Source organism: Ideonella sp., from assembly GCF_041914305.1.
GTDB lineage: Bacteria > Pseudomonadota > Gammaproteobacteria > Burkholderiales > Burkholderiaceae_C > Ideonella.
Genome location: NZ_JAYSDQ010000003.1, coordinates 372,467 through 394,781 on the forward strand (window position 1 = coordinate 372,467; position 22,315 = coordinate 394,781).

General features: G+C 69.6%; 22 protein-coding genes. 6 read left to right on the forward strand and 16 right to left on the reverse strand.

The genetic code is table 11. The annotated features are described in order from the left end of the window. Positions 1-16 precede the first annotated feature (16 nt). Positions 17-448 (forward strand): hypothetical protein, encoded by a 432-nt coding sequence (locus ACE3SG_RS06375; protein ID WP_374563287.1) that lies wholly within the window; start codon positions 17-19, stop codon positions 446-448. Here the strand turns inward: ACE3SG_RS06375 and ACE3SG_RS06380 are convergent. The 3 genes from ACE3SG_RS06380 to ACE3SG_RS06390 form a co-directional block, all read right to left on the reverse strand. Further along, the gene (locus tag ACE3SG_RS06380; RefSeq protein WP_374563289.1) at positions 439-1,107 is read right to left on the reverse strand and encodes a histidine phosphatase family protein; all 669 of its coding nucleotides are present in this window, start codon (positions 1,105-1,107) and stop codon (positions 439-441) included. The two genes, ACE3SG_RS06375 and ACE3SG_RS06380, sit on opposite strands and share 10 nt — an antisense overlap. 64 nt (positions 1,108-1,171) lie before the next feature. Continuing rightward, the gene (locus ACE3SG_RS06385) at positions 1,172-2,080 is read right to left on the reverse strand and encodes a PHB depolymerase family esterase (RefSeq protein ID WP_374563291.1); all 909 of its coding nucleotides are present in this window, start codon (positions 2,078-2,080) and stop codon (positions 1,172-1,174) included. After that, a complete protein-coding gene (locus ACE3SG_RS06390; RefSeq protein WP_374563292.1) occupies positions 2,077-2,646 on the reverse strand; it encodes a phosphoglycerate mutase family protein in 570 nt (189 codons plus the stop codon). Before ACE3SG_RS06390 ends, ACE3SG_RS06385 begins: the two co-directional genes overlap by 4 nt. Before the next feature lie 220 nt (positions 2,647-2,866). Here ACE3SG_RS06390 and ACE3SG_RS06395 point away from each other — a divergent pair, with 220 nt between their 5' ends. The 3 genes from ACE3SG_RS06395 (at position 2,867) to ACE3SG_RS06405 (ending at position 5,228) form a co-directional block, all read left to right on the forward strand. Beyond that, positions 2,867-3,598, forward strand: coding sequence for an alpha/beta fold hydrolase (locus tag ACE3SG_RS06395; protein ID WP_374563294.1), 732 nt, complete (start codon positions 2,867-2,869; stop codon positions 3,596-3,598). An 11-nt stretch (positions 3,599-3,609) separates the two neighbouring features. Next, entirely contained in the window at positions 3,610-4,518 is a 909-nt protein-coding gene (locus ACE3SG_RS06400; protein ID WP_374563296.1) for a YihY/virulence factor BrkB family protein, read from the forward strand. A 152-nt stretch (positions 4,519-4,670) separates the two neighbouring features. Next, on the forward strand, positions 4,671-5,228 hold the full coding sequence (locus ACE3SG_RS06405) for a hypothetical protein (RefSeq protein WP_374563298.1): 558 nt from the start codon (positions 4,671-4,673) through the stop codon (positions 5,226-5,228). 74 nt (positions 5,229-5,302) lie between these two features. On the opposite strand, the gene ACE3SG_RS06410 is transcribed toward ACE3SG_RS06405, so the two are convergent. The 5 genes from ACE3SG_RS06410 to hpaH all read right to left on the reverse strand — a co-directional run bounded on the left by ACE3SG_RS06410 (position 5,303) and on the right by hpaH (position 10,832). Then, positions 5,303-6,289 (reverse strand): 2-dehydropantoate 2-reductase, encoded by a 987-nt coding sequence (locus ACE3SG_RS06410; RefSeq protein WP_374563299.1) that lies wholly within the window; start codon positions 6,287-6,289, stop codon positions 5,303-5,305. After that, positions 6,286-7,233 (reverse strand): fumarylacetoacetate hydrolase family protein, encoded by a 948-nt coding sequence (locus tag ACE3SG_RS06415; protein WP_374563301.1) that lies wholly within the window; start codon positions 7,231-7,233, stop codon positions 6,286-6,288. Before ACE3SG_RS06415 ends, ACE3SG_RS06410 begins: the two co-directional genes overlap by 4 nt. 417 nt (positions 7,234-7,650) lie before the next feature. Next, positions 7,651-8,514 carry an extradiol ring-cleavage dioxygenase gene (locus tag ACE3SG_RS06420; protein ID WP_374563303.1) on the reverse strand — a complete coding sequence of 288 codons (864 nt, stop codon included), beginning with the start codon at positions 8,512-8,514 and terminating at the stop codon, positions 7,651-7,653. Between the two features lie 16 nt (positions 8,515-8,530). Beyond that, on the reverse strand, positions 8,531-10,006 hold the full coding sequence (locus tag ACE3SG_RS06425; RefSeq protein WP_374563305.1) for an aldehyde dehydrogenase family protein: 1,476 nt from the start codon (positions 10,004-10,006) through the stop codon (positions 8,531-8,533). A 22-nt stretch (positions 10,007-10,028) separates the two neighbouring features. Further along, a complete protein-coding gene (gene hpaH / locus ACE3SG_RS06430) occupies positions 10,029-10,832 on the reverse strand; it encodes a 2-oxo-hept-4-ene-1,7-dioate hydratase (protein WP_374563307.1) in 804 nt (267 codons plus the stop codon). A gap of 86 nt (positions 10,833-10,918) precedes the next feature. Between hpaH and ACE3SG_RS06435 the strand changes: the two genes are divergently transcribed. After that, on the forward strand, positions 10,919-11,872 hold the full coding sequence (locus tag ACE3SG_RS06435) for a LysR family transcriptional regulator (RefSeq protein WP_374563309.1): 954 nt from the start codon (positions 10,919-10,921) through the stop codon (positions 11,870-11,872). On the opposite strand, the gene ACE3SG_RS06440 is transcribed toward ACE3SG_RS06435, so the two are convergent. Next, a complete protein-coding gene (locus tag ACE3SG_RS06440; protein ID WP_374563311.1) occupies positions 11,847-12,962 on the reverse strand; it encodes an alpha/beta hydrolase family protein in 1,116 nt (371 codons plus the stop codon). The genes ACE3SG_RS06435 and ACE3SG_RS06440 overlap by 26 nt on opposite strands. A 46-nt stretch (positions 12,963-13,008) precedes the next feature. Then, positions 13,009-13,647, reverse strand: coding sequence for an NAD(P)-dependent oxidoreductase (locus ACE3SG_RS06445; RefSeq protein WP_374563313.1), 639 nt, complete (start codon positions 13,645-13,647; stop codon positions 13,009-13,011). Positions 13,648-13,760: 113 nt separating this feature from the next. Between ACE3SG_RS06445 and ACE3SG_RS06450 the strand changes: the two genes are divergently transcribed. Beyond that, on the forward strand, positions 13,761-14,666 hold the full coding sequence (locus ACE3SG_RS06450) for a LysR family transcriptional regulator (RefSeq protein ID WP_374563314.1): 906 nt from the start codon (positions 13,761-13,763) through the stop codon (positions 14,664-14,666). 123 nt (positions 14,667-14,789) lie between these two features. Here ACE3SG_RS06450 and ACE3SG_RS06455 read toward each other — a convergent pair whose 3' ends face one another. The 6 genes from ACE3SG_RS06455 to ACE3SG_RS06480 all read right to left on the reverse strand — a co-directional run bounded on the left by ACE3SG_RS06455 (position 14,790) and on the right by ACE3SG_RS06480 (position 22,018). Next, complete coding sequence (locus ACE3SG_RS06455; protein WP_374563316.1) at positions 14,790-15,944, reverse strand: Gfo/Idh/MocA family protein; 1,155 nt, start codon at positions 15,942-15,944, stop codon at positions 14,790-14,792. Then, positions 15,944-16,969, reverse strand: a complete 1,026-nt coding sequence (locus ACE3SG_RS06460) for a sugar phosphate isomerase/epimerase family protein (RefSeq protein ID WP_374563318.1) — start codon at positions 16,967-16,969, stop codon at positions 15,944-15,946. Before ACE3SG_RS06460 ends, ACE3SG_RS06455 begins: the two co-directional genes overlap by 1 nt. A gap of 8 nt (positions 16,970-16,977) precedes the next feature. Then, positions 16,978-17,949 (reverse strand): substrate-binding domain-containing protein, encoded by a 972-nt coding sequence (locus ACE3SG_RS06465; RefSeq protein WP_374563320.1) that lies wholly within the window; start codon positions 17,947-17,949, stop codon positions 16,978-16,980. A gap of 38 nt (positions 17,950-17,987) precedes the next feature. Then, positions 17,988-18,992, reverse strand: coding sequence for an ABC transporter permease (locus ACE3SG_RS06470; RefSeq protein ID WP_374563322.1), 1,005 nt, complete (start codon positions 18,990-18,992; stop codon positions 17,988-17,990). A gap of 372 nt (positions 18,993-19,364) precedes the next feature. Beyond that, positions 19,365-20,849: a sugar ABC transporter ATP-binding protein gene (locus ACE3SG_RS06475; protein ID WP_374563341.1), complete on the reverse strand. Its 1,485-nt coding sequence runs from the start codon at positions 20,847-20,849 to the stop codon at positions 19,365-19,367. Next, positions 20,849-22,018 carry an ROK family protein gene (locus ACE3SG_RS06480; RefSeq protein ID WP_374563343.1) on the reverse strand — a complete coding sequence of 390 codons (1,170 nt, stop codon included), beginning with the start codon at positions 22,016-22,018 and terminating at the stop codon, positions 20,849-20,851. The genes ACE3SG_RS06475 and ACE3SG_RS06480 overlap by 1 nt, the downstream gene beginning before the upstream one ends. Positions 22,019-22,315: the final 297 nt, after the last annotated feature.

Consider the following 22,315-nt stretch of genomic DNA (forward strand, 5'->3'; position numbering starts at 1 on the left):
TCGAGGGAGCCTCTTGATGGACACCACCACCCCCGCCGCCGATCCGGTCGTGCAATCCGCCGCCCGCTGGTTCTGGTGGATCGCCGGCCTGTCGCTCGTCAACGCCGTGCTGTTCTACGCCGGCAGCGACACGAACTTCGTCGTCGGGCTGGGCATGACGACGCTGGCCACGATGCTGTTCGCCGGCAACCTGCCCATCGCGCTGGCCCTGGCCGGCCTGACGATCGGCTTCTACGTGTTGATGGGCTGGCAGGCTCAGCGGCCACGTCTGTGGGCCTTCTACCTCGGCGTGCTGGTCTATGCGCTGGACGCGCTGATCTACATGAAGATCGAAGACTGGATGTCGGTCGGCTTCCATGGCCTGGCGATCTTCTTCATCGCCAAAGGCATCGTGCGGGCACACGAGTTGGGCCGCGCGGCGCCGGCCGCGGCAGCGCCTCAGGCGTAGGTCACCCAGTCCGCCAGCTCGGGCTTGTGCAGGTGCGGCAGGCTGTTGAAGCTCAGCAGGCTGTGGCGCTTCGGGTTGGCGACGAACTCGGTCACCGCGCTGTTGCGGATGCGCAGGTTCAAATCGACCACCGCCTCGGGCGCCAGGCCCAGCACCAGGCCGACCGCGGTGGAGATCGGGCCGCCGCTGGAGACGATCAACACGTCTTCGTCGGCCCGCTCGCGCGCCCGCTCCAGCGCCTTGCCGACGCCGGCCGCAAACTCGCTGAAGGCCGGCATGCCGACCGGCGCGGTGCGGCCCTGCATCCAGGCGACCAGCCCATCGCGCAGCAGCCGAAAGTGCTGGCGCACGGCCTCGGGTGAATCGGGCGGGGGCAGCTCGCCGCTGTAGACCGCGCGCACCACCGCCTCGGGATCGTATTCGTTCAGCCCCGGCCAGACCTCGGGCGTGAGCTGCTGGCCCAGGCCTTCGGCAATGCCTTCATACGTCTCGCGGTGGCGACGCAGGCTGCCGGTCAGCACGGCGCCGAAGCGCAGGTTCGTGCTGCGAAAGTGCTCGCCCAGTGCGCGGCACTGGCGGTGGCCGAGCTCGCTCAGGCGGTCGTAGTCGTGGCTGCCGAACGAGGCCTGGCCGTGGCGAACGAGGTAGAGCGTGCCCATGGCCGCCATTGTCGTGCGCGGCGTGCGGCGCGCCTGTCTCCGCGGCGACGCCGGCGCGCTGCCACTACTTGGTGTGCCGCTTGAAGAAGGCCCAGATCTCGCTGCTGGCGTTCAGTGCCATGCTGGGCTGCGCGCCCAGCCGGCTGCCACGCTCGCCGCCGGGCCAGGCATGCGGGTGGTCGGCCAGCACGATCTGCTCGACCTCACGGCCCGCCGGGCAGCGGTAGCGCGTGCGCTGCACCGCGCCCTGGGTAGTGACCTCGGGCGCACCGGTGCAGCCGTCGGCAGCGGCCCAGAAGCTGGCCTGCGCGGCGGCGGGCAAGGGGTGCGCGCCGTCCCACGCGTTGGCGAAACGCCCGCCGGGCGCACCACCGGCCAGCGGCACCGATGCATCGAGCGCCCCGTTGATCATCAGCGCCGACACCCCCTGCGCCGGCTTTTTCTCATCGCCGAACAGTGCCGCCACCACCGGCGCGATGGCCGCCAGCTTGTCCGGCAGCTCGATGCCGAGGCGGTGGCTCATCATGCCGCCGTTGGAGATGCCGGTGGCGTACACGCGCCGGGCATCGACCGGGTAGTCGGCCACCAGCTGGTCGATCAACCGGCGGATGAAGCCGACGTCGTCGACCTGGCGCTGCATCGCCTGCCCGCAGCAATGGCCTGCGTTCCACGTCAGCAGGTGGTTGCCCAGGCGGCCGGTGCCTTCGGGGTAGACGACGACCACGCCCTCTCGCTGGCCGAGCGCGGTGAAGCCGGTCGTTTTTTCGGTGATGGCCGCGTCGCCGCCACCACCATGCAACACCAGCACCACCGGCCAACGCTGCCCGGCCGGCGGGGCGCCCGCCGGCAGGCGAACCACGTAGCCGCGTTCGATGCCTTGGTGGGCCAAGCTCTGGCGGCCATCACGCAGCGGTGTGCCGGCGGCCGCGGCATCGCACCACACCATGACCACCCAGGCGAGCAGGGGCTTCACATGCAGTCGTCGGCTGGTGGCGCGTCCGGTGCGCCATAACGCAAGCGCAGCACGGTGCTGTCGGCAGCCTTCGGCGAGACCACGACAAACGCCTGGCCGAAGCTCGATTCGCACAGCTCCAGCATCCGCGGGCCGCCCAGCGCCTGCACGATCGCCGGCACCGTGTTGCTGTGGCCGACGACCAGCACCTGGCCGCTTTGCTTGCGCACCAGCGCGGCCACCTCGGCCACATGCGCCTCGGCGCTCTCGCCCGAGCGTGGCGCCACCACCTGCGGCTGCAGCCCCAGGCGCCGCGCCAGCGGCAGCGCGGTCTCGCGCGCGCGCCGGTAAGGCGTGGTGATGATGCTGGTGATGTGGGCCGATTCGAGTGCCGCGGCCAGCGCAGCGGCGCGCTGCTGGCCGGTGGGCGACAGCGCCGGGTCGCTGGCCGGCTCGCTGCCCTTGTCGGCATGGCGCACCACCACCACCAGGCTCGGTTCGGCCAATGTGATTGCCGGCGCCGCGGCCAGCAGCGGGCCGGTCATCGCGACCACGGCCTTGATGACGAAAACACCTGTTCTTTTCATCGGGCTTGTCTCTGCCACGCAGTCAAAGCTCAATCGTACGCCGCACTGTTCGCAGGCCCTTCGGGCGGCCGAGGGCCCTGGCGCGGCATTTGCCCATCTCCGATCACCACCATGGTCCAACGGTAGGACCTGTCCCACAACCGAAAGGCGCATTCACAGGTGCGCCACCACGGGACGTGACCCGCATGATGCTGCCACACCAAACACGAAGGGCTGAAGAATGAACTCGAACACCTCCACCCATGCCGATGCAGCCCCAGGCAGCGCGCCCTCGTGGCTGCTGCTGGGGGCCGAGCCGCTGCGCGCGGTGTGCGAGCTGGCCAGCGCGCAGTTCATGAACAAGTCGGCACTGCCGCAAGGTGACGGGCACCCGGTGGTGCTGTTTCCCGGGCTCGCGTCCGACGCGCGGGCGCTCGGGCCGCTGAAGGGCTTGTGCGAGGGCCTGGGCTACACCACGCACGACTGGGGCCGCGGCTTCAACACCGGGCCCGAGGGCGACATCGACGACTGGCTCGATGGCCTGGCCCACGATGTGAAGGAACAGGTGGGCGACACCGACGAACCGATGAGCCTGGTCGGCTGGAGCCTGGGCGGCATCTACGCCCGAGAGCTGGCCAAGAAGCTCGGCCCGCGCCGCACGCGCCGCGTGATCACGATCGGCACGCCGTTCAGCGGCACCGTGCAGCAAACCCACGCCGGCTTGATCTACCGCCTGCTCAACGGCAGCAAGGCCGAGCTCGAAGCCGAGACGATGCGCCGCCTGGCCACGCCGCCCGAAGTGCCGACCACCTCGATCTACAGCCGCAGCGACGGCGTCGTCTCGTGGCAGGCCTGCATTCAGCGCGGGCGGCGCCGCCATGTCGAGAACATCGAGGTCAGTGGCAGCCACTGCGGCCTGGGCTGGAACACCGAGGTCTTCACGATCGTGGCCGACCGGCTGGCGCGACGCTGACCGAGCCGACGATGGCCTGGCCGGCCCTGCACCCGCGCGAGCTGCTGGGCCTGGTTCGCCAGGCGGCGCAAGGCTGGTCAGACGACGACGCGCCGAGCATGGGCGCGGCGCTGGCCTACTACACGCTGTTCTCGATCACGCCGCTGTTGATGATCGTGATCGCGGTCGCCGGCCTGGTGTTCGGCGAGCAGGCCGCGCGCGGCGAGATCATGGGCGAGTTGTCGGCGCTGCTGGGGGCCGACGGCGCGCAGGCGGTCGAGGGCATGCTGAAGGCCGTCAACTACCACCGCGGCAACCCGTGGGCCACCGGAGCCAGCGTGGCGGCGTTGCTGGTCGGTGCGACCACGGTCTTCGCCGAGCTGCAAGACGCACTCAACCGCATCTGGCGCGGCACGCCGGTCGAGCATGCCAAGCGGGGCGTGTGGGCGATGGTGCGCACCCGCTTGTTGTCGCTCGGCATCATCTTGTGCCTGGGCTTTCTGTCGATGGTGTCGCTGGTGTTCAACGCGCTCGTCTCGGCCTTGAGCGGCTGGTGGACGCCCTACCTCGGCGATGCGGCCGCGTTCGGCCAGGCGATCGATTTCTCGGTCAGCTTCGGCCTGGTCACCGTGATGTTCGCGATGCTCTACAAGTGGGTGCCGGCCGCCAAGGTGCGCTGGCAGGACGTGTGGATCGGCGCCATCGTGACCGCGCTGCTGTTCAGCATCGGCAAGTCGGCGATCGGCTTCTACATCGGCAAGAGCGGCGTCACCTCGGCCTTCGGCGCCGCAGCCTCGCTGGTGGTGCTGATGGTGTGGGTGTACTACTCGGCCCAGATCTTCCTGATGGGGGCCGAGCTGACCTGGGCCTATGCGCGGCGCTTCGGCTCGATGAAGAACATCGCCCAGAACAGCCCGGGCGCGGGCGCGGGCCCGCTGTAGGCCCGTGCCTACAGCAAACCGCGGCCACTTCTGCTGTTGCCGGCCCGCCGCATTGAGCACCATGCACAGCACCCGCCGACGCATGCAGCGTGACAGGCGGCGAATTACCCACATTGCCTTTCGGCGATCCATCGACTCAAAAGGAGATTCCTATGACGCGCACTCAGCACACCACCCATGCTCTGGTCGCCCTGGCCGCCGCCCTGGTCTGCGGCATGGCCCAGGCCAGCAACTATTCGAAGCCCGTGCTCGACGCCGCCCGCGACGACGTGAAGGCCCAGTACAAGGTCAACAAGGACGCTTGCGACAAGCTGTCGGGCAACGCGAAGGACATCTGCGTGGCCGACGTGAAGGGCAAGGAGAAGATCGCCCTGGCCTGGCTGGACTACAACTACTCCGGCGACGCCAAGGACCAGCTGAAGCTCAACGAAGCCGTGTATGACGCACGCTACGACGTGGCGAACGAGAAGTGCGACGACCTGGCCGGCGAGTCGAAGGACCTGTGCCAGCGCGAAGCCAAGACGGCGCGCGACAAGGCCAAGGCCGACGCCAAGCTGAACAAGAAGGTCGCCGACGCGGTGGACGACGCCGAAGTCGCCCACATGAAGGCCGACTACAAGCTGGCCGCCGAGCGCTGCGACACGCTGTCGGGCGACAAGAAGGACGTCTGCATGGCCTCGGCCAAGGCGCGCTACCACGAGCGTTGGTAAGCCCACGGCGGGGCCGCTTGGGCCCTGACTGACAGCGAACGCGCGGCCCTCACCGGCCGCGCGTTCTTTTTTGATCAGCCCGCCTCGGGGTACAGGTCGTGCACGCGGCCGAACAGGCGCGTCAGGCCCAGCAACGCATCGATATTGGGCGTGGCGAGGCCCACCCGCTGCGCGATCTCGCGCACGGCGCCGACGATGCCGTCGAGCTCGATCGGCCGGCCAGCCTCCACGTCTTGCAGCATCGAGGTCTTGAACGCCCCGAGCTTGGTGGTGATCGCGTGCCGGTCTTCGGGCGACTGGTCGACCGGGCAGCCGATGCGCGCGCCGACCTGGGCCGCCTCGGTCATCGCGGCGGTGCAGAAGGCCCGCACCAGCGGGTCGCCCAGCACGCGGTCGACCGTGGCCCCGGTGATCGCCGAGACCGGGTTCATCGTCAGGTTGCCCCAGAGCTTGAACCAGATGTCTCGGCGGATGTTGTCCGAATGCGTGACCTCGAAGCCGGCGCCGGTGAACAGGTCGGCCACCGCCTGTACTTCGGCGCTGCGGCCACCGGCGGCCTCGCCGATGATCAGCCCCTGGCCGAAGCCATGGCGCACCAGGCCAGGTTGCGGGCTCGACGCCGCGATGTGGACCACGCAACCGATGACGCGTTCGCGCGCGATCGCGGCGCCGATCTCACCGCCGGGGTCGACGCTTTGCAGCGGCGCGTCGTCGACACCGGGCAGGCCTTGGCAGAACCACCAGGGCACGCCGTTCATCGCCGGCAGCACGCGCGTGTTCGGCCCGAGCAAGGGCTGGATGCTGCGCGCCACGGACGTCAACGCCGGGCCCTTGACGGCCACCAGCACCAGGTCTTGCGGCCCCAGCGCCGCGGCATCGTCGCTGGCCACGGCGGGCGCCTGCAGCAACTGCCCGTTCTGCTGCAGTTGCCAGCCACGCTGGCGCAGCGAATGCAGGGTCGAGTTGCGCGCCAGCACGCTGACCTCAGCCTGTTTTGCCAACGCGAGCTTGGCGCCGATGAGCCCGCCGATCGAGCCGGCGCCGATGATGCAAACCTTCATGTCTTCTTGGGCGCGGCCTGTGCAGCCGCGCGGTAGTTGCTCTTCAAATGATCGGGCACGCGCTCGTCGAAACCCAGCGCCACCCGCCGGACCTCGGGGCTGTCGGTCGGCGGGGCGCCCACCCCCAGCGCCGACGCGCGCGGCGCGGGCGCCGCCACCACCGCGCCGGCCAGGCGGCCGATGCCGGTGATCTCGCATTCCACCACGTCGCCGGGGTCGACCGAGCGCGAGTGGCACGGCGTGCCCATCAGGATCACGTCACCGGGCAGCAGCGTGATGTGGCGTGCGATGTCGGCGATCACGTAGTGCGGGCCCCAGATCGTTTCATCGCCGATGTGGGCTTCTTGCACGACGAGGCCGTTGCGGTAGGTGCGCAGCGTCTGCTCGAACAGGTTGACGCCGCGCACGATGCCGGGCCCGATCGGCAGCAGCGTGTCGGCGCCCTTCACGCGCAGCATCGAGCCCTGGTCGGTGTCGCGAAAATCCTGCAGGCCCATGTCGAGCGCACAGCAAAACCCTTCGATGCAGTCCCAGGCTTCGTCGGGCGTCACGTTGCGCGTGGTGCGGCCGATGACCACGGCGTACTCGCCCTCGTAGTTGAGATATTGGCAGTCTTCGGGCTTGAGGATCTGGCCGCCATGGCCGTTGAGCGCGGTCGGCGGCTTGGTGAAGTAGGTCGGCGCTTCGGTGGGTTGGGGTTTGTTGCGGGTCTCGATGCTGCGCGAGCGGTACGAGATGTGCACCGCGATGATCTTGCTCGGGTTGACCGGCGGCAGGTGGGTCGTCGTGGTTGGATCGACGCTGCGGCCATCGTCCAACTGCAATCGGCCATCGTCTTGCATCGTGCCCCAGAAGGCACTGCCGCCGATCATCACGCGGCGGCGCTCGATGCGCGGGCCTCTCATCACGGCGGGCAGGTCTTTGGGTGGGAATTCGAAGTTCATATCGAAATGCTTGAAAGTTGACTGCAATCGTCGTGGCGGCAAGGTGACGGCGGTGCCCCCGTCCTCCGGCCAGCTCGCGGGCGACTGTCGAGCTGCGCCGTGTACATCCGCATCAACACGGTGGGTGCTCTGGACGCGTGGGGGCGACCGCGAATGAGGCCTGCGGCCGGGGACACCGCCGCCACCCTGCAGGCACCGTCTTGGGCGTGGCACGCCGTGGCATGCCACGCGTGTGCCTGGGGTCGGTGGATCGGGGCAGGTTCGGCGGTCTTCATTCGCGGTCGCCCCAACCGCCGCACGAGAACACATGGCCGACCGGGAGCCTGCGGCACGCGCACCCCGGCTCCCCGCGAGCAGACCGCCGAAGATGGCCCGGTCCGCCGGCCCCCGCCACCACCGTGACACGCGTTGGCCAGCTCAGGTTCCATCGAACCAGATGTGAACGTTGCCCGTCCCTCGCGCGTTCTCGTAAGCCGACAGCGCTTGGCCACGCACCCGGCATTCGCGCCCACCCATCGCCCCCACCATCTGCAGGTAGTGGGCGCCGAACGCCTCCCAGGGCAGCGTGCGGTACTCGCTGTCCCACGCGTCCAGCACGGCGTCGTGCCGACCTTGGGTGAACAGCTCGATCGCCCGCTTGTCGCTGGCAACGTTCTCCGGCCGCGCCACGTTGGTCTCGTGAAAGATGCGCGGGTGCTTGGGCACCCAGTCAATGTTGTTGAACCGGTGGCTCAACGCGCCCGAGGCCAGCAACAGCACATGCAGGTGGCTGCGGCGAATCGCCTCGCCGATCACTTCGCCCGATTGCAAGAAGTGCTTCGGCTCGCAGTTCTGGCACGAGCCGACCGAGACGATCGGCGTGCCCTCCAGCCGCAGCTGCTTGACGACATTGATCGTCGCGTACTGGCGGCCCAAGTCTGGGTGCTCGATCGCCCGGCTGTGCACCTGGCGCTCGCGGGCCACCGCCTCGACACTGCGCGCCAGCTCGGGGTGGCCCCGGTAGTCATACGGCACCCCGTGCAGATACCAAGGCATCTCGTCAGAGATGTACAGGCCCTGGTAGCGCGCCCCGGCGTCGATCAGGTGGTAGCCGGTGGTGAACCAGTGCGAGTCGAAGATCATCACCACATCGGGCTTCGCGGCGGCGATCTTGTCGCGCAGCCTCGCGTAGCCGGCGATCAGGTCCGAATCTTCGCCGGCACCCATCAGGCGGCGGAACTCTTCGCATTGCATCAGGCCCGGGTGGTGCGACACCAGCGCGGCGCCAACAATCTGTCCCATCGTTTTCGTTCCCCGGTCAGCGGTGGCTGAAGCTCGCGCGAAACGGCTTGGCCGGCACGACCACGTCTTTCACGTCGCAGAAGAATTCGAAGCTCCAGTCACCGCCCTCGCGGCCGATGCCCGAGCGCTTGATGCCGCCGAACGGTGCCGCGAGGTCGCGGATGCCGAAGCTGTTGACCCAGATGAAGCCGGTGCGCACCTGCCCGGCCACCTCGGTGGCATGGGCTGTCTCGCCGTAGCAGACGCCGCCGAGGCCGAAGTCGGTGCCGTTGGCCAGGGTGATCGCCTCGTCGTCGTCGGCAAAGGTCTGCAAGGTCAGCACCGGGCCAAAGACCTCGTTCTGCACGATCTCGTCGGTCTGGTTCAGGTTCGCCAGCATCGTCGGCTCCACGTACTGCGCGCCGAACGGGTGCGGCTTGCCGCCCCACAGCAGCTGGGCGCCCCCCACCACCGCGCGGTTGATGAAGCCCATCACCCGCTCCACCTGGCGCGGGTGGACGATCGGCCCGACCTCGGTCGCCTCGTCGCGCGGGTCGCCCACCTTCAGCTGGCCCACATAGCCGCGCAGCGCGTCGACATACCGATCGACGATCTTCTCGTGCACCAGGAAGCGCGTGCCCGCCAGACACACCTGGCCGGCATTGCGGTACATCAGCGCGCCGGTGGCCGCGGCGTTGTCGAGGTCGGCGTCTTCCAGCACGATGAACGGGCTCTTGCCGCCCAGCTCGAGGCTGCAGGGCACGAGGTTGGCGCCGGCGGCCTGCGCGATCCACTTCGCGGTCGGCACCGAGCCGGTGAACGAGATGCGCGCCAGCCGCGGGTCGCTGACCAGTGCCGCGCCCGTGTTGGCGCCCGTGCCTTGCAGCAGGTTGAACACGCCTGGCGGCAGGCCGGCCGCGTCGGCGCAATCGGCCAGCAGCGACGAGGTCAGCGGCGCCCACTCCGGCGCCTTCAGGATCACCGTGTTGCCCGCCGCGAGCGCCGGGCCGATCTTCCAGGTGGCCAGCATCAGCGGCGCGTTCCACGGCGTGATGATCGCCACCACGCCGGCCGGGTCGTGGCGCACGTGGTGCGTGGCCTGCTCGGTGGTGATCGTGCGGTCTTGCAGCGTCAGCGCATGCTCGGCGAACCAGCGGATGTTCAGCATCGCGCGCGGCACCACGCCATGGCGCATGCGGCTCAGCAGCACGCCGGCGTCGTTGCTTTCGACGACGCAGAAGTCGTCCGCGCGTTTGCCGATCTCGTCGGCGAAGCGGTTCAGCATCGGCTGGCGCTCGGCGGCGCTGAGCCCGGCCCAGGCGGGGAACGCCGCCTGGGCGGCGCGGATCGCAGCATCCACCTCGCCGGCAGAGGCTTCGCCCACGTGGCCGAGCAGGCGCTGGTCGATCGGCGATTGCAGCGCAAAGCTGGCGGCCGAGGCGACGCGGCGGCCGCCGATGTAGTGGTCGGGCGAGATGGCCACGCCGGCCACGTCGAGCAAGGGGGAAGTCAAGGCCAAACCTTTCCGCGGTTCATCAGGCGAAACGAACGTCGATGACACCCAGCCGGCCATAGTCGGCCTGGAACACATCGCCCGCGGCGCAGGCCACCGGCCGCGTGAACGAGCCGCCGAGCACGATCTCGCCGGCCGCCAGCCCTTCGCCATGCAGCGCCAGCTTGTTGGCCAGCCACGCCACGCCGTTGCCCGGGTGGTTCAGCACCGCCGCAGCCAGGCCCGACTCTTCGATCACGCCGTTCTTCAGCAGCAGCGCGCCGCACCAGCGCAGGTCGACCGCGTCCGGCTTGACCGCGCGGCCGCCGAGCACGATGCCGGCGCTGGCTGCGTTGTCGGCGATCGTGTCGGTGACCTTGCGCGGCGCCCGTGTCTCGCGGCAGAACTGCTCGATGCGGGCGTCGATCAGTTCGAGCGCCGGCATCACGTGGTCGGTCGCGCCCAGCACGTCGGCCAAGGTCACGTTCGGGCCCTTCAGCGGCCGCGCCAGCACGAAGGCTAGCTCCACCTCCAGCCGCGGCACCAGGAAACGCGCCGCCTCGAGCTCGGCACCGCTGTGGAACACCATGTCGTCGAGCAGCGCGCCGTAGTCGGGCTCGGTGATCTGCGAGGCGATCTGCATCGCGCGCGAGGTCAGGCCGATCTTGTGGCCGACGACACGCCGGCCCTCGGCGAGCTTCAGCGCCATCCACTCGCGCTGGATCGCATAGCTGTCGGCGATCTCCAGCGCCTCGAAGCGCCGGCTGAACTGCGGGATCGCGGTGCGTGTGCGTTCGGCTTGTTGCAGCTCGTGCGCCAGTTGGCGATGAAGGGCGGGGCTCAGCATGCGCGGCAGTGTCGGTCGGCCGGTTCGCAACCACAAGCGATGAATACTGACCTATATTCAAGCTGAGCTAATCAATCGAACCCACGATGCCGCTGCCCCGCTTCAGCCCGCGCCAACTCGAGGCCTTCGTCACCGTGGCCGAGCTGCGCAGCTTCAGCGCCGCCGGCCCGCGGCTGGCGCTGTCGCCCTCGGCCGTCAGCCAGCTGATCGCCGAGCTCGAGACCGCGGTCGGCTTTCGGCTGTTCGACCGCAGCACGCGCAAGGTGGCCGTCTCGTCGGCCGGGCGTGACTTTCTCGGCCCCGCCCACACCGCGCTCGACCACCTTCGCCGCGCCGACACCGCCGCGGCGGACGTGCGCAACCGCGCCGCCGGCGTCGTGCGCGTCGCCACCACCCAGGCGCTGGCCTGCGTGGTGCTGCCGGCGGCGATGAAGGCCTACCGCGCCGAGCGGCCGAAGGTGGTGGTGCGCATCCGCGACGCAGCGGTCGAGCAACTGGTCGACGCGGTGGCCGCCGGCGACGCCGACCTCGGCCTGGGCCCCGACCGAATGACCGGCGCCGACGTGACGCGCAGCGCGCTGATCGACAGCCCCTGGGTGCTGTGGTGCCCGGCCGACCACCCGCTGGCGGCCAAGCCCAGCCTGCGCTGGCGCGACCTGCGCGACCAGCCGCTGGTGGCCGCCGGCCGCGACCACGAGCGCAGCGTGGCGCAGATGCGCGCCGAGCAGCCCGAAGGCACGCGCATCGTGCCGGTCGAGGTGGTCGACAACATCACCACCGCGCTCGGCCTGGCGGCGCAGGGCCTGGCGCTGACGCTGTCGCCGGCCTATGTGGCGGCGCTGGCCGAGCCGCTGGGCCTGGTGATGCGGCGGGTGCTGGCGCCCGAGGTGATGCGCCAGGTCTGCCTGTACCGGCCGGCCCAGCGCACCATCCCGCCGGCGGCCGAGGGCTTTGCCGAGTTCCTGGGGCCGTGGCTGAAGGCCTGGGGCGCCGCGCGCGCGGCCCCGGCGGCGCTCAAGCGGCCGGCGCGAGCCCGTTGACGCCTGCAGCCGGCGGCGGGGCGGTGGGCGCCACCGCAGCGCCCAGGCCGGCCGAGCGGGCGACGATGCCCTGCCAATGCTCGGACCAGCGCGGCAGCGCCGCACCGTCCTGCTCGAACTGGTGGCGCAAGAACGCGGCGGCCAGCGCCTTGGTCGCGCCCTTGACCTGCTGGTTCAGCTCGTAGCCGCCGCTCACGGTGCGGTCGGTGAAGATGCTGTGCGAGCCATGGCCGAAGACGACCAGCGCCTTGCGCGCATCGGGCACCGCGTCGTAGATGGCCAGCCGGTCTTCGACCCCCGAGCGGTAGCCGGGGATCAGGATCACGTCGTCGTTCGAGGTGATGTGCAGCGTGGGCAGTTTCACCGGCGCCAGGATGCCCGCCAGGTCGCGCTCGCCGTAGAACGGCGGCACCGAGAGCAGGATCGCCGCGCGAAAACGCGGGTCGTGAAAGTCGTAGACCCGCTCGCCGCGGGCCACGCGGGCCCCCACCGCCAGCAGCGTGGTGTTGGCACCGTACGAATGGCCGGCCGCGACGATGCGCTGCGCATCGACCGCCTCGGCCACGCGGCCGACCAGCGGGTGCTGCAGCGCCGGGTCCAGCAGCCGGTCGAGCGCGAAGCGCAGGTCCTGCACGCGGTGGATGGCCTCGGACTCCTGCGCCGCGCTGCGCAGCCGGTCGACCAGGCTGAACGGGTTGCCGAACCACAGCGCCCGATCGCTGCCCACATGCTGCACATGCAGGCAGGCCCAGCCGCGGCTGGCCAGGTGGCGGCCGAGGTAGCTGTAGCCCTGCCGAGAGCCGCCGATGCCGTGCGAAAACACCACCAGCGGGACCGGCGACCCGGTCGCCGACGGCGGGCGCTGCGGCCAGTACAGCCGCACCGGCACCTGGCGCTGGCGGGCCGTGTCGACCCACTCCCAATCGATCGCCGGCACCTGCGCGGCGGCGTCGATCTCGTTCAGCGCGCCGGCGGCTTCGGGCCGCTCACCGGCCGTCGCCCAGGCGGGCCAGGCAAATGCCGGCGCGGCGGCCAGGGCCAGCAGCGTGCGGCGCTTCAGGTCAACGTCGTGGGGGGCGGCGGGTCGCATGGCCAGCCCAGTATCCACGCGCCGCCGCGCGGCTGCTCGCCTGGGGTCAATACCCGACCGTGAATCGTTGGCGCCGGTGCTGCGGGCGCTCGGCTTCGTTCAGCATCGCCACCGCGTAGTCGGCGACCGAGATCTCGCTCTTGCCCGCCGCGCTGAACAGCAGCTGGTCGCCGCCGAGGCGGAACTGGCCGGTGCGTGCGCCGGGCTGGATCATCATCGACGGGCTCAGCATCGTCCAATCCAGCGTCGGCTCGTCGCGCAGCCAGTTCAGCGCGTCGCGCGCGCCTTCGGCCGAGCCTTTGTACGCGGCCGGGAACTCGGGGCTGTCGACCAGCTGCTTGCCCGGCGCGACCTCCAGGCTGCCGGCACCGCCGACCACCAACAGGCGCGGCACCGCGGCCTGCTTGGCCGCCGCGATGATCGAGCGCACGCCGCGGTCATAGGCCTCGCGCACGTCCTTCTGGGCATGGCCGCTGAAGGCGCTGATGACTACGTCGTGGCCGGCCAGCGCGGTGGCCAGCGCCGCGGTGTCGTTGACGTCGACCGCGGTCACGCTCAGGTTCGGCGCGGCCGCCAGCTTGGCCGGGTTGGACACCAGCGCGGTGACCTGGTGGCCACGCGACAAGGCCTCTTCGCGCAGGCCCGAGCCGATGAACCCGCTGGCGCCGATCAGTGCGATCTTCATGGTGTGTCTTTCTTCGATGGGGGTTGCGATGGGCTGAATGATGGGCCGGTTCGTCGTTTCGATAAACCAGCACAGTCACGACACACTGTCCTTCTCTGATTGACAATCAGGTGATGGCGACCTCCGACGATCCGAACGATCTGAACCGGCTTGGCGCCTTCGTCGCCGTGGCACAGTGCGGCGGTTTCACCGCCGCGGCGGACCGGCTGGGCACCAGCAAAGCCCGCGTGAGCCTGGACGTTCAGCGGCTGGAGCGCGCGCTCGGCACCGCCCTGTTCACCCGCACCACGCGCCAGGTGCGGCTGACCGACGCGGGCCAGCAGCTGCTCGACGACGCCGCGCCGCTGCTGGCCGGCCTGGGCGACGCGGTGGCGCGCGCCGCGCACAGCAGCGCCGAGGTCAGCGGCACGCTGCGCATCGCCGCCGCGGTGGACCACGCCGCGCAGCACATGGGCGCCGCGGTGGCCGAGTTCGCCGCGCTGCACCCGGCCTTGCGCATCACGCTGCACGCGAGCGACCGGGTCAGCGACATGCTGGCCGAGGGCATCGACCTCGCGTTCCGCATGGGCTGGCTGCGCGATTCGTCGCTGCGTGCGGTGAGGCTGGCCGATTTCGAGCAGTACGCGGTCGCCGCGCCCGGCTACCTGCAAAAGGCCGGCGTGCCCAAGCACCCGGACGAGCTGGCGCAGCACGCCTGGGTCGCGCTGACGCTGCTGCCGGCGCCGCTGACCTGGGCCTTCACCGCCCGCAACGGCCACAGCCGCAGCGTGCGAATGAACGCGCGGCTTCAGACCGACTCGGCCACCGCCTTGCGTGCGCTGCTGCTCAACGGCGCCGGCGTCAGCGTGATGGACCGGCTGAGCGTGCAGGCCGACATTGCCGAGGGCCGGCTGCAGCGCCTGCTGCCCGACTGGCGGCTGCCGTCGGGCGGGGTGTTCGCGGTCTTCCCGCCGGGCCGCCACATCAGCGCGGCGGCGCGTGCCTTCGTCGATTTCTATCGTGATAGGTGGCCAAGATGAATGAGCCCCCACGGCCCCTTCCGGGGCCTGCCCCCCAGGGGGGCTCGCGCAGCGGACCGGCGGAGCCGGATCCGCGCACGCCACTTGGGGTGAGCGGCGCGGCGCGCGCTCGGGGCAAGCCGGCTACGCCAACGCCGTCCACTTCTGCTCGCTGCGCGCCGACGCGACCGTGGCCTCGATGAAGCGCACACCGCGTGCGCCGTCTTTCACCGTCGCGTAACGCCCCGGCGCCAGCGGCGGCAGGCCGGCCTCGCGGGCCCGCACATCGGCCGCCACGCCGCGGTAGATGTTGGCAAAGGCTTCGATGAAGGCTTCGGGGTGGCCAGCCGGCAGGCGGGTGGCTTGGCGGGCGGCTTCGCCGAGCCACGGCGAGCCGCGCGTCAGCAGCTGGCGCGGGCCGTTCAGCGGCGCGTGCACCAGCGTGTTCGGCTCTTCCTGCCGCCAGTCGAGCGTGCCTTCGCTGCCGAACACGCGCAGCCGCAGGTCGTTCTCGCAGCCGGCGGCCACCTGCGAGGCCAGCAGCACGCCGCGCGCGCCGCCGCGAAAGCGCAGCAGCAGGCTGGCGTCGTCGTCGAGCAGCCGGCCGGGCACGAACGCCGTCAGCTCGGCGCACAGGCTCTCGACCTGCAGCCCGGTCACGGTCGCGATCAGGTTCTCGGCGTGCGAGCCGATGTCGCCCATGGCGCCGGCGATGCCATTGCGCGTCGGGTCCATGCGCCAGTCGGCCTGCTTGTTCGCGCCGGGCTCGTGCCGACGCGCCAACCAACCCTGGTGGTACTCGACCACCACCTTGCGCAGCGTGCCGATCGCGCCGGCCTGCAGCATCTCGCGCGCCTGCTGCACCATCGGGTAGCCGATGTAGTTGTAGGTCACGCCGAAGACAAGGCCGCGTTCGCGCGCGATGCGCACCAGCTCGTCGGCCTGCGCACTGGTGTGCACCAGCGGCTTGTCGCAGACCACGTGGATGCCGGCTTCGCCGAAGGCCTTGGCCACTTCGTGGTGCACATGGTTGGGCGTGACGATGCTGACGAAGTCGATGCGCCGCTCGCGCGGCAGGCCCAGCTCGTGGCGCAGCAGCGCGCGCCAGTCGGCATGCGTGCGCTCGGGCGCCAGCCCGAGGTCGCGGCCCGAGGCCAAGGCCTTGTCGGGCTGCGACGACAAGGCACCGGCGACCAGCCGGATCTCACCATCGAGCGCCATCGCCTGCCGGTGCACCGCGCCGATGAAGGCGTCGCGGCCACCACCGACCATCGCACAGCGCAAGACGCGGCCGGGCATCAACCCGCCATGCCGCCCTGCGGCAACTTGTTCTCGAACGCCGCGTCGAACGCACCGGCCGCAGGCGGGAAATCAAGCTTGCGGCAGAAGGCCGCGCTCTCGGTCGCGCCATGCACGCGGTCCATGCGGGTGTCTTCCCACTCCACGCTCAGCGGGCCGGCGTAGCGCACATCGTTCAACGCGACGATGATGGCTTCGAAGTCGATCATGCCGCGGCCAACGCTGCGAAAGTCCCAGTTCCGCCGAGCGTCACCAAAGGCGGTGTGGCCACCGAACACGCCGACCGTGCCGTCGCCCTTGTTCCACCACACGTCTTTCATGTGGGCGTTGAAGATGCGCGCGCCGAAGCGGCGCACGAAGCCGACATAGTCGACACCCTGGTAGGCGAAGTGGCTGGGGTCGAAGTTGAAGCCGAACCGGGCATGGCCGTTGACCGCGCTGATCGCCCGTTCGGCCGATGCGATGTCGAACGCGATCTCGGTCGGGTGCACCTCGAGCGCGAAGTTGACGCAGCGCTCGTCGAACACATCGAGGATCGGCGTCCAGCGGGCGCCGAAGTCCTTGAAGCCCTTGTCGATGTAGCTCTGCGGCGTGGGCGGAAAGGCATACACCGCATGCCAGATCGACGAGCCGGTGAAACCGGTCACCGTGGGGGCGCCGAAGCGGGCCGCGGCGCGCGCGGTGTCTTTCATCTCCTGCGCAGCGCGCTGGCGCACGCCCTCGGGGTCGCCATCACCCCACACATGCGCCGGCAGGATGGCCTGGTGGCGTTCGTCGATGCGGTCGCACACCGCCTGGCCGGTCAGGTGGTTGCCGATCGCATAACACTCCATGCCGTACTCGCGCAGCAGCCCGCGCTTGTCGGCCACGTAGCGCGGCGAAGCCAGCGCCTCTTGCACGTTGAAGTGGTCGCCCCAGCAGGCCAGCTCGAGGCCGTCGTAGCCCATGCGCTTGGCCAGCGGCACCAGTTGGGTCAAGGGCATGTCGGCCCATTGGCCGGTGAACAGGGTGATGGGGCGAGCCATGGGAAACCTCAGAACGGCGAGTCGGGGAAGTAGTACTGCGGAGCGTTCTCTTTGGTGATCAACACCGACGGGATGATGGTGCTGGGTGGCAGCTTCTCGCCCTTCAACCGCGCCTCGGCAGTGAGCCTGATCGCGTCGTAGATGAACTTGGGCGAGTACGACACATTGGCCTGGATCAGCGGGTTGCTGCCATCCATCAGCGTCTTGACCATGCTCTTCATGCCGGCGCCGCCGAAGACGATCTTGATGTCTTGCCGCTTGGCCTGCTCGATCGCTTTCAGCACGCCGACCGCCATGTCGTCGTCGGCCGCCCAGACGGCATCGATCTGCTTGAAGCGGGTCAGGTAATCCTGCGTGACCTTGAACGCGTCGTCGCGGTTCCAGTTGCCGTGCTTGGCGTCGAGCAGCTTCACGTCGGGGCTGCTCTTCAGCACCGCGTTGAACGCATCCATGCGCTCGTTGTCGATCGTCGTCGGGATGCCGCGCAGCGCCACGATGTTGCCCTTGCCGTGGAGCGCCTTCACCAGGTACTCGGCCGGGATGCGGCCGAACGCGATGTTGTCGCCCGACACGTAGGCGTCTTGCGCGCTGGTATCGGTCAGGCCACGGTCGACCACCGTCACGTAGATGCCCTTGGCCTTGACCTGCGCCACCGGCTTGGTCAACGCCGCCGACTCGAACGGAAAGATCACCAGCGTGTTGATCTTGGTGGCGGTCACCAGGTCCTGCAATTGGTTGGCCTGCTCGGGCGCGCCACTGGCCGTCTTCACCGTCACCTTCAGGCCCGGGTGAGCAGCCTCGAGGTCCTTCTTCGCCTGGTTGGCCCAGAAGACGATGCCGGCGGTGAACGCATGGGTCGCCGCCGGAATGGCGACGCCGACGTTGACGTCTTTCGCATCGGCCGCGCGCGCGCCCGCGCCGAGGCTCAGGGCGGCGGTGGCCGCGAAGGCCACGGCAAGTCGACGGGTGGTCTGGCTCATGGGTGTCTCCAAAGGGTCAGTGCAAGTGAAAAGTCAGTTCATCGCCGCCGCTGCGTGAAGGCCACCGCGATGATCACGAAGCCTTGCACCGCGGCGTTGAGGTAGACGCTGATGATGTTGGTCAGGTTGAGGATGTTGCTGATCACCGAGAGCAGCACCGCCCCGACCACCGTGCCGGCGATGCTGCCGGCGCCCCCGCGCAAGGCCGTGCCGCCGACGATCACCGCGGCGATCGCTTCGAGCTCCCACAGCAGCCCGGTGGTCGGCGAGGCCGAGCCCAGGCGCGGCACATACAGCAGCGTGGCCATGCCGACGCACACACCCAGCAGCGCATAGGTCAACACCTTGACCCGGTCGACGTTGACCGCGGCGTAGCGCGCCACCTGCTCGCTCGAGCCGATCGCCTGTACATAGCGGCCATAGGCGGTGCGGTTCAAGATCAGGCCGCCCGCGCCGGCCACCAGCGCAAAGACCCACACCGGCACCGGCACGCCCAGCAGGCTGGCGTAGTAGACGGGGCCGTAGGCATCGGCCAGCGCGTTGTCCAGCGTCAACGCGCCGCCATCGGCAAAGTAGGTCAGGCCAGCGCGGTAGATGCCCAGCGTGCCGAGCGTGACGATGAACGGCTCGATGCGGCCGCGCGTGATCAGCAAGCCGTGGGCGAGGCCGAACACCGCGCCCAGCAACACCGCGAAGGCCATGCCGGCCACGACGATGGCCACCGGCGGCCACCCGCGTGGCGCCAGCATGTTCATCAGCATGATCACGCAGCCGGCGATCAACGCGGCCATCGAGCCCACCGACAGATCGATGCCGCCCGACACGATGACGAAGCACATGCCGACCGCGATGATGCCGATGAAGGCAGTGCGGGTCAGCACGTTCAGCGCGTTGTCGAGCGTCGCGAATTCGGGGTTTAACAAGGTGCCGGCGACGCACAGCAACACCAGGCCGAGCACGGGGCCGTGGGCGTGCAGGCGACCCCACAGCCGCAATGAAGCGGCGGTGCGGCCGGATTTGCTGGATACCGATGCAGCGGTCATCCTCGTCCGAGGTTGCTCATCGCGAGCCACTCATTCGATTCGACGCACGTCACGGGATCAGGCCGCCGGGGCACTCTGTTCCGCTCATGTCCCCCGCCGCCAGCCTGCGGCTGCCGGCTCCTCCTAATACTTCGCTGCACAGAGCACCCCACCGTCCTGATCGGGCACGGTCGAGGGGCATCAACGCAAGTCAGATCCCGTTGATCATCGAGGGCGTCGGGTGACCGGCGCAGTGAAGTATTAGGAGGAGGAGATGGCCGAAAGGCTGTCTCCGGGGGACATGAACGGAGCCGGTCACCCGGCGCCCTCGATGCGCGCCAACTTTCAACGTTCGATTGCTCGGCGGGTAGCCTTCGGCACGGCCGCTGCATCTCAATGGGTCCCGGTCGCATGGGCGATCAACAGTTCTTCGCTCAAGCCTTCGGCCGGCAACACCGCCTGCAAGCGGCCATGGCGCATCACCGCCACGCGGTGGCACACCCCCATCAGCTCGACCAGTTCGGACGAGATCACGACCACCGCGTGGCCCTCGACGGCCAGGCGCTGAATCAAGGCGTAGATGTCGCGTTTGGCGCCGATGTCGACGCCGCGTGTCGGCTCGTCCAGCACCACCACGCACGGCTTCGGGTGCAGCACCTTGGCCAGCGCGAGCTTTTGCTGGTTGCCACCGGACAGCGCCGACGCGCGCAGACCCAACGAGCCGGTGCGGATGCCGAAAGCGGTGACCGCTTCTTGCAGCGCAGCGCGCTCGGCACCGGACCGCAGCCAGGGGTGGGCGTAGCGTTGCAGCGCCATCAACGTCAGGTTCTCGGCCAGCCCGAAGGCCACGTGCAGGCCCTTGCCTTTGCGGTCTTCGCTGAGGTAGGTCAGGCCCAGATCGGCCGCTTCGCGCGGGCTGCCGATGCGCACCTCGCGGCCGTCGAGCGCCACGCGCCCCGCGCTGCGTGGCCGCAGGCCCAGCACGCCCTCGAACAACTCGGTGCGGCCCGCGCCGACGAGGCCCGCGAAGCCCAGGATCTCGCCAGCCCGCACGTCGAAACTGACGTCGCTGGCCCAGCCCGGCACCGACAGGCCTTGCACGCTCAGCCGCGGCGGCGCGTCGCCCAGCGGCACCGGCTGGCGCGGCGGAAACAGGTCGGACCACTCGCGCCCGACCATCAGCTGGGCCATCTGCTGCCGTGTCAGCGCGGCGGTGGGTTGGCGCGCAACGAAGCGGCCGTCGCGCATCACGATCACCTCGTCGGTGATGCGCTCGACCTCGTCGAGCTTGTGCGAGATGTAGACGATGGTCACGCCCTCGGCCTTCAGCCGCGTCATCAGCGTGAACAGGCGCTCGGTCTCGCTCGGTGTCAGCGTCGCGGTCGGCTCGTCCATGATCAACAGGCGCGCCTTTCGGCCCAGCGCCTTGGCGATCTCGACCAGCTGCTTCTCGGCCACGATCAGCTGACGCACCCGCGTGTCGGGGTCGATGGCCAGCCCCACCTCAGACAGCAGCGCCGCCGTCTCGGCGCGCATCGCCGCGTCGTCCAGCCACAGGCCGCGCCGCCTCTCGTGGCCGAGGAACACGTTCTGTGCCACCGTCAGGTCGTCGGCCAGGTTGAACTCCTGGTGGATCAGCACGATGCCGGCGGCCTCGGCATCGCGTGACCCATCAAAGCGCACCGGCTGACCATCGATGCGCAGTTCGCCACCGCTCGGCGCTTCATAGCCGGCGGCGATTTTCATCAGCGTCGATTTGCCGGCTCCGTTTTCCCCGAGCAATCCGTGGATGCGGCCTGCCTTGAGCGCGAAGCTGACGCCGTGCAGCACCTGCACCGGCCCGAAGGCCTTCACGACATCGTGGAAGGCCAGCGAGATCACCCCACCGCCTCACGCATCTGCAGGCTCTCTTGCATGCCCAGCACGCCGGCGCCGATCAGCCCGGCGCGCTCGCCAAGGGGCGTGTACTGGATCTCCAGGTGCCGCGTCGACAGCGCCAGCGAGCGGTGGTAAACACTTTGGCGCACCGCGGCCAGGAACAGCGGGCCGATCTTCTGGATGCCGCCGCCGATGAAGATGTGCGACGGGTTGTAGAAGTTGACCACCGCCGCGAGCATCTGGCCGACCAGCGCGCCCGAGCGCTGCACGATCGCGTTGGCCGCCGCGTCGCCGGTGCGGCTGGCTTCGGCCACGTCTTGCAGCTTGAGCGCGCCGCGCTGGTCGAGCATCTGTTTCAGCAACGGGCTGTCGCCGCTCTCCGCCGCTTCGGTGGCGGCCCGCGCGATCGCCGGGCCGGCAGCCATCGCCTCGACACAGCCGAGGTTGCCGCAGTGGCAGCGTGGCCCTTGCGGGTCGACACAGATGTGGCCCACGTCGCCGGCCGAGCCGTTGGCGCCGCGGTAGACCTGACCATGGCAGACGATGCCGCAGCCGATGCCCGTGCCGACCTTGATCACCAGGAAGTTCTGCAGCCCGCGCTGCATGCGCCAGAGTTCACCCAACGCCATCACGTTGACGTCGTTGTCGACGTAGACCGGCGCCGTGAAATCGGCCTTCAGGTCGTCGCGGATCGAGTAGGCGTCCCACGCCGGCATCAGCGGCGGGTTGACCAGTTGACCCAGGCCGAAGTCCACCGGCCCCGGCACGCCGATGCCGATCGCGATCACGTCGCGCACCTTGGCGCCGCACTGGGCGAGCTGCTCGCGCATCAGCGCGCGCACCCGCGACAGCACCCGCGCCGGGCCGTCGCGCACATCGGCCGGCTCGCTGTGGTGGGCCAGCAGCTCCAGGTCGGGCGTCATCACCCCCACCTCGAGCCCGGTAGCACCCAGCGCCGCGCCGAGCAGCACGCCGAGGTTGCGCGACAGGCGCAGCGTCTCGGCCCGGCGGCCGCCGGTGGCCACCTGCTCGCCGGTGGCTTCGAGCACGCCTTGCTCCAGCATGCCGGCGACCGCGGCATTGGCGCGGCTCTTCGAGAACGACGAGCCCGTCGCCAGCGCCTCACGCGAAATGCGGCTCGACCAGAACACGTGGTCCAGCAGGGTCATCTCGCTCGTGGACAGGTCTTTCCAGCGAACCATGCGTCTCCTCGCGGCAGCCACTCTCGGGTGGTGGCATCGGCAGCGGGCGGATGGTAGGGGGCCGACTTCGGCCCAGCAAGCTCTAACTTAGACCCAATTCGGGTCGATCGATGGATGCCGCAACCGGGGGAGACATGACGGGCGCGGCTCGACGAACGCGCCCGGCCATCCGATATTGTTCTTGTTTTGCAAACACGCAATGTACGGATTGATTGTTTATTCCTGAATCGTGAATCTCTACAGTTGAGTCCATCGATGAGCCGC

What these genes read in the sequence shown, in the direction of transcription:
- ACE3SG_RS06375 (WP_374563287.1), top strand. Translation starts at nt 17, where the DNA reads ATGGACACCACCACCCCCGCCGCCGATCCGGTCGTGCAATCCGCCGCC.
- ACE3SG_RS06380 (WP_374563289.1), bottom strand. Translation starts at nt 1,107, where the DNA reads ATGGGCACGCTCTACCTCGTTCGCCACGGCCAGGCCTCGTTCGGCAGC.
- ACE3SG_RS06390 (WP_374563292.1), bottom strand. Translation starts at nt 2,646, where the DNA reads ATGAAAAGAACAGGTGTTTTCGTCATCAAGGCCGTGGTCGCGATGACC.
- ACE3SG_RS06395 (WP_374563294.1), top strand. Translation starts at nt 2,867, where the DNA reads ATGAACTCGAACACCTCCACCCATGCCGATGCAGCCCCAGGCAGCGCG.
- ACE3SG_RS06400 (WP_374563296.1), top strand. Translation starts at nt 3,610, where the DNA reads ATGGCCTGGCCGGCCCTGCACCCGCGCGAGCTGCTGGGCCTGGTTCGC.
- ACE3SG_RS06405 (WP_374563298.1), top strand. Translation starts at nt 4,671, where the DNA reads ATGACGCGCACTCAGCACACCACCCATGCTCTGGTCGCCCTGGCCGCC.
- ACE3SG_RS06410 (WP_374563299.1), bottom strand. Translation starts at nt 6,289, where the DNA reads ATGAAGGTTTGCATCATCGGCGCCGGCTCGATCGGCGGGCTCATCGGC.
- ACE3SG_RS06415 (WP_374563301.1), bottom strand. Translation starts at nt 7,233, where the DNA reads ATGAACTTCGAATTCCCACCCAAAGACCTGCCCGCCGTGATGAGAGGC.
- ACE3SG_RS06420 (WP_374563303.1), bottom strand. Translation starts at nt 8,514, where the DNA reads ATGGGACAGATTGTTGGCGCCGCGCTGGTGTCGCACCACCCGGGCCTG.
- hpaH (WP_374563307.1), bottom strand. Translation starts at nt 10,832, where the DNA reads ATGCTGAGCCCCGCCCTTCATCGCCAACTGGCGCACGAGCTGCAACAA.
- ACE3SG_RS06435 (WP_374563309.1), top strand. Translation starts at nt 10,919, where the DNA reads ATGCCGCTGCCCCGCTTCAGCCCGCGCCAACTCGAGGCCTTCGTCACC.
- ACE3SG_RS06440 (WP_374563311.1), bottom strand. Translation starts at nt 12,962, where the DNA reads ATGCGACCCGCCGCCCCCCACGACGTTGACCTGAAGCGCCGCACGCTG.
- ACE3SG_RS06445 (WP_374563313.1), bottom strand. Translation starts at nt 13,647, where the DNA reads ATGAAGATCGCACTGATCGGCGCCAGCGGGTTCATCGGCTCGGGCCTG.
- ACE3SG_RS06450 (WP_374563314.1), top strand. Translation starts at nt 13,761, where the DNA reads ATGGCGACCTCCGACGATCCGAACGATCTGAACCGGCTTGGCGCCTTC.
- ACE3SG_RS06455 (WP_374563316.1), bottom strand. Translation starts at nt 15,944, where the DNA reads ATGCCCGGCCGCGTCTTGCGCTGTGCGATGGTCGGTGGTGGCCGCGAC.
- ACE3SG_RS06460 (WP_374563318.1), bottom strand. Translation starts at nt 16,969, where the DNA reads ATGGCTCGCCCCATCACCCTGTTCACCGGCCAATGGGCCGACATGCCC.
- ACE3SG_RS06465 (WP_374563320.1), bottom strand. Translation starts at nt 17,949, where the DNA reads ATGAGCCAGACCACCCGTCGACTTGCCGTGGCCTTCGCGGCCACCGCC.
- ACE3SG_RS06470 (WP_374563322.1), bottom strand. Translation starts at nt 18,992, where the DNA reads ATGACCGCTGCATCGGTATCCAGCAAATCCGGCCGCACCGCCGCTTCA.
- ACE3SG_RS06480 (WP_374563343.1), bottom strand. Translation starts at nt 22,018, where the DNA reads ATGACCCTGCTGGACCACGTGTTCTGGTCGAGCCGCATTTCGCGTGAG.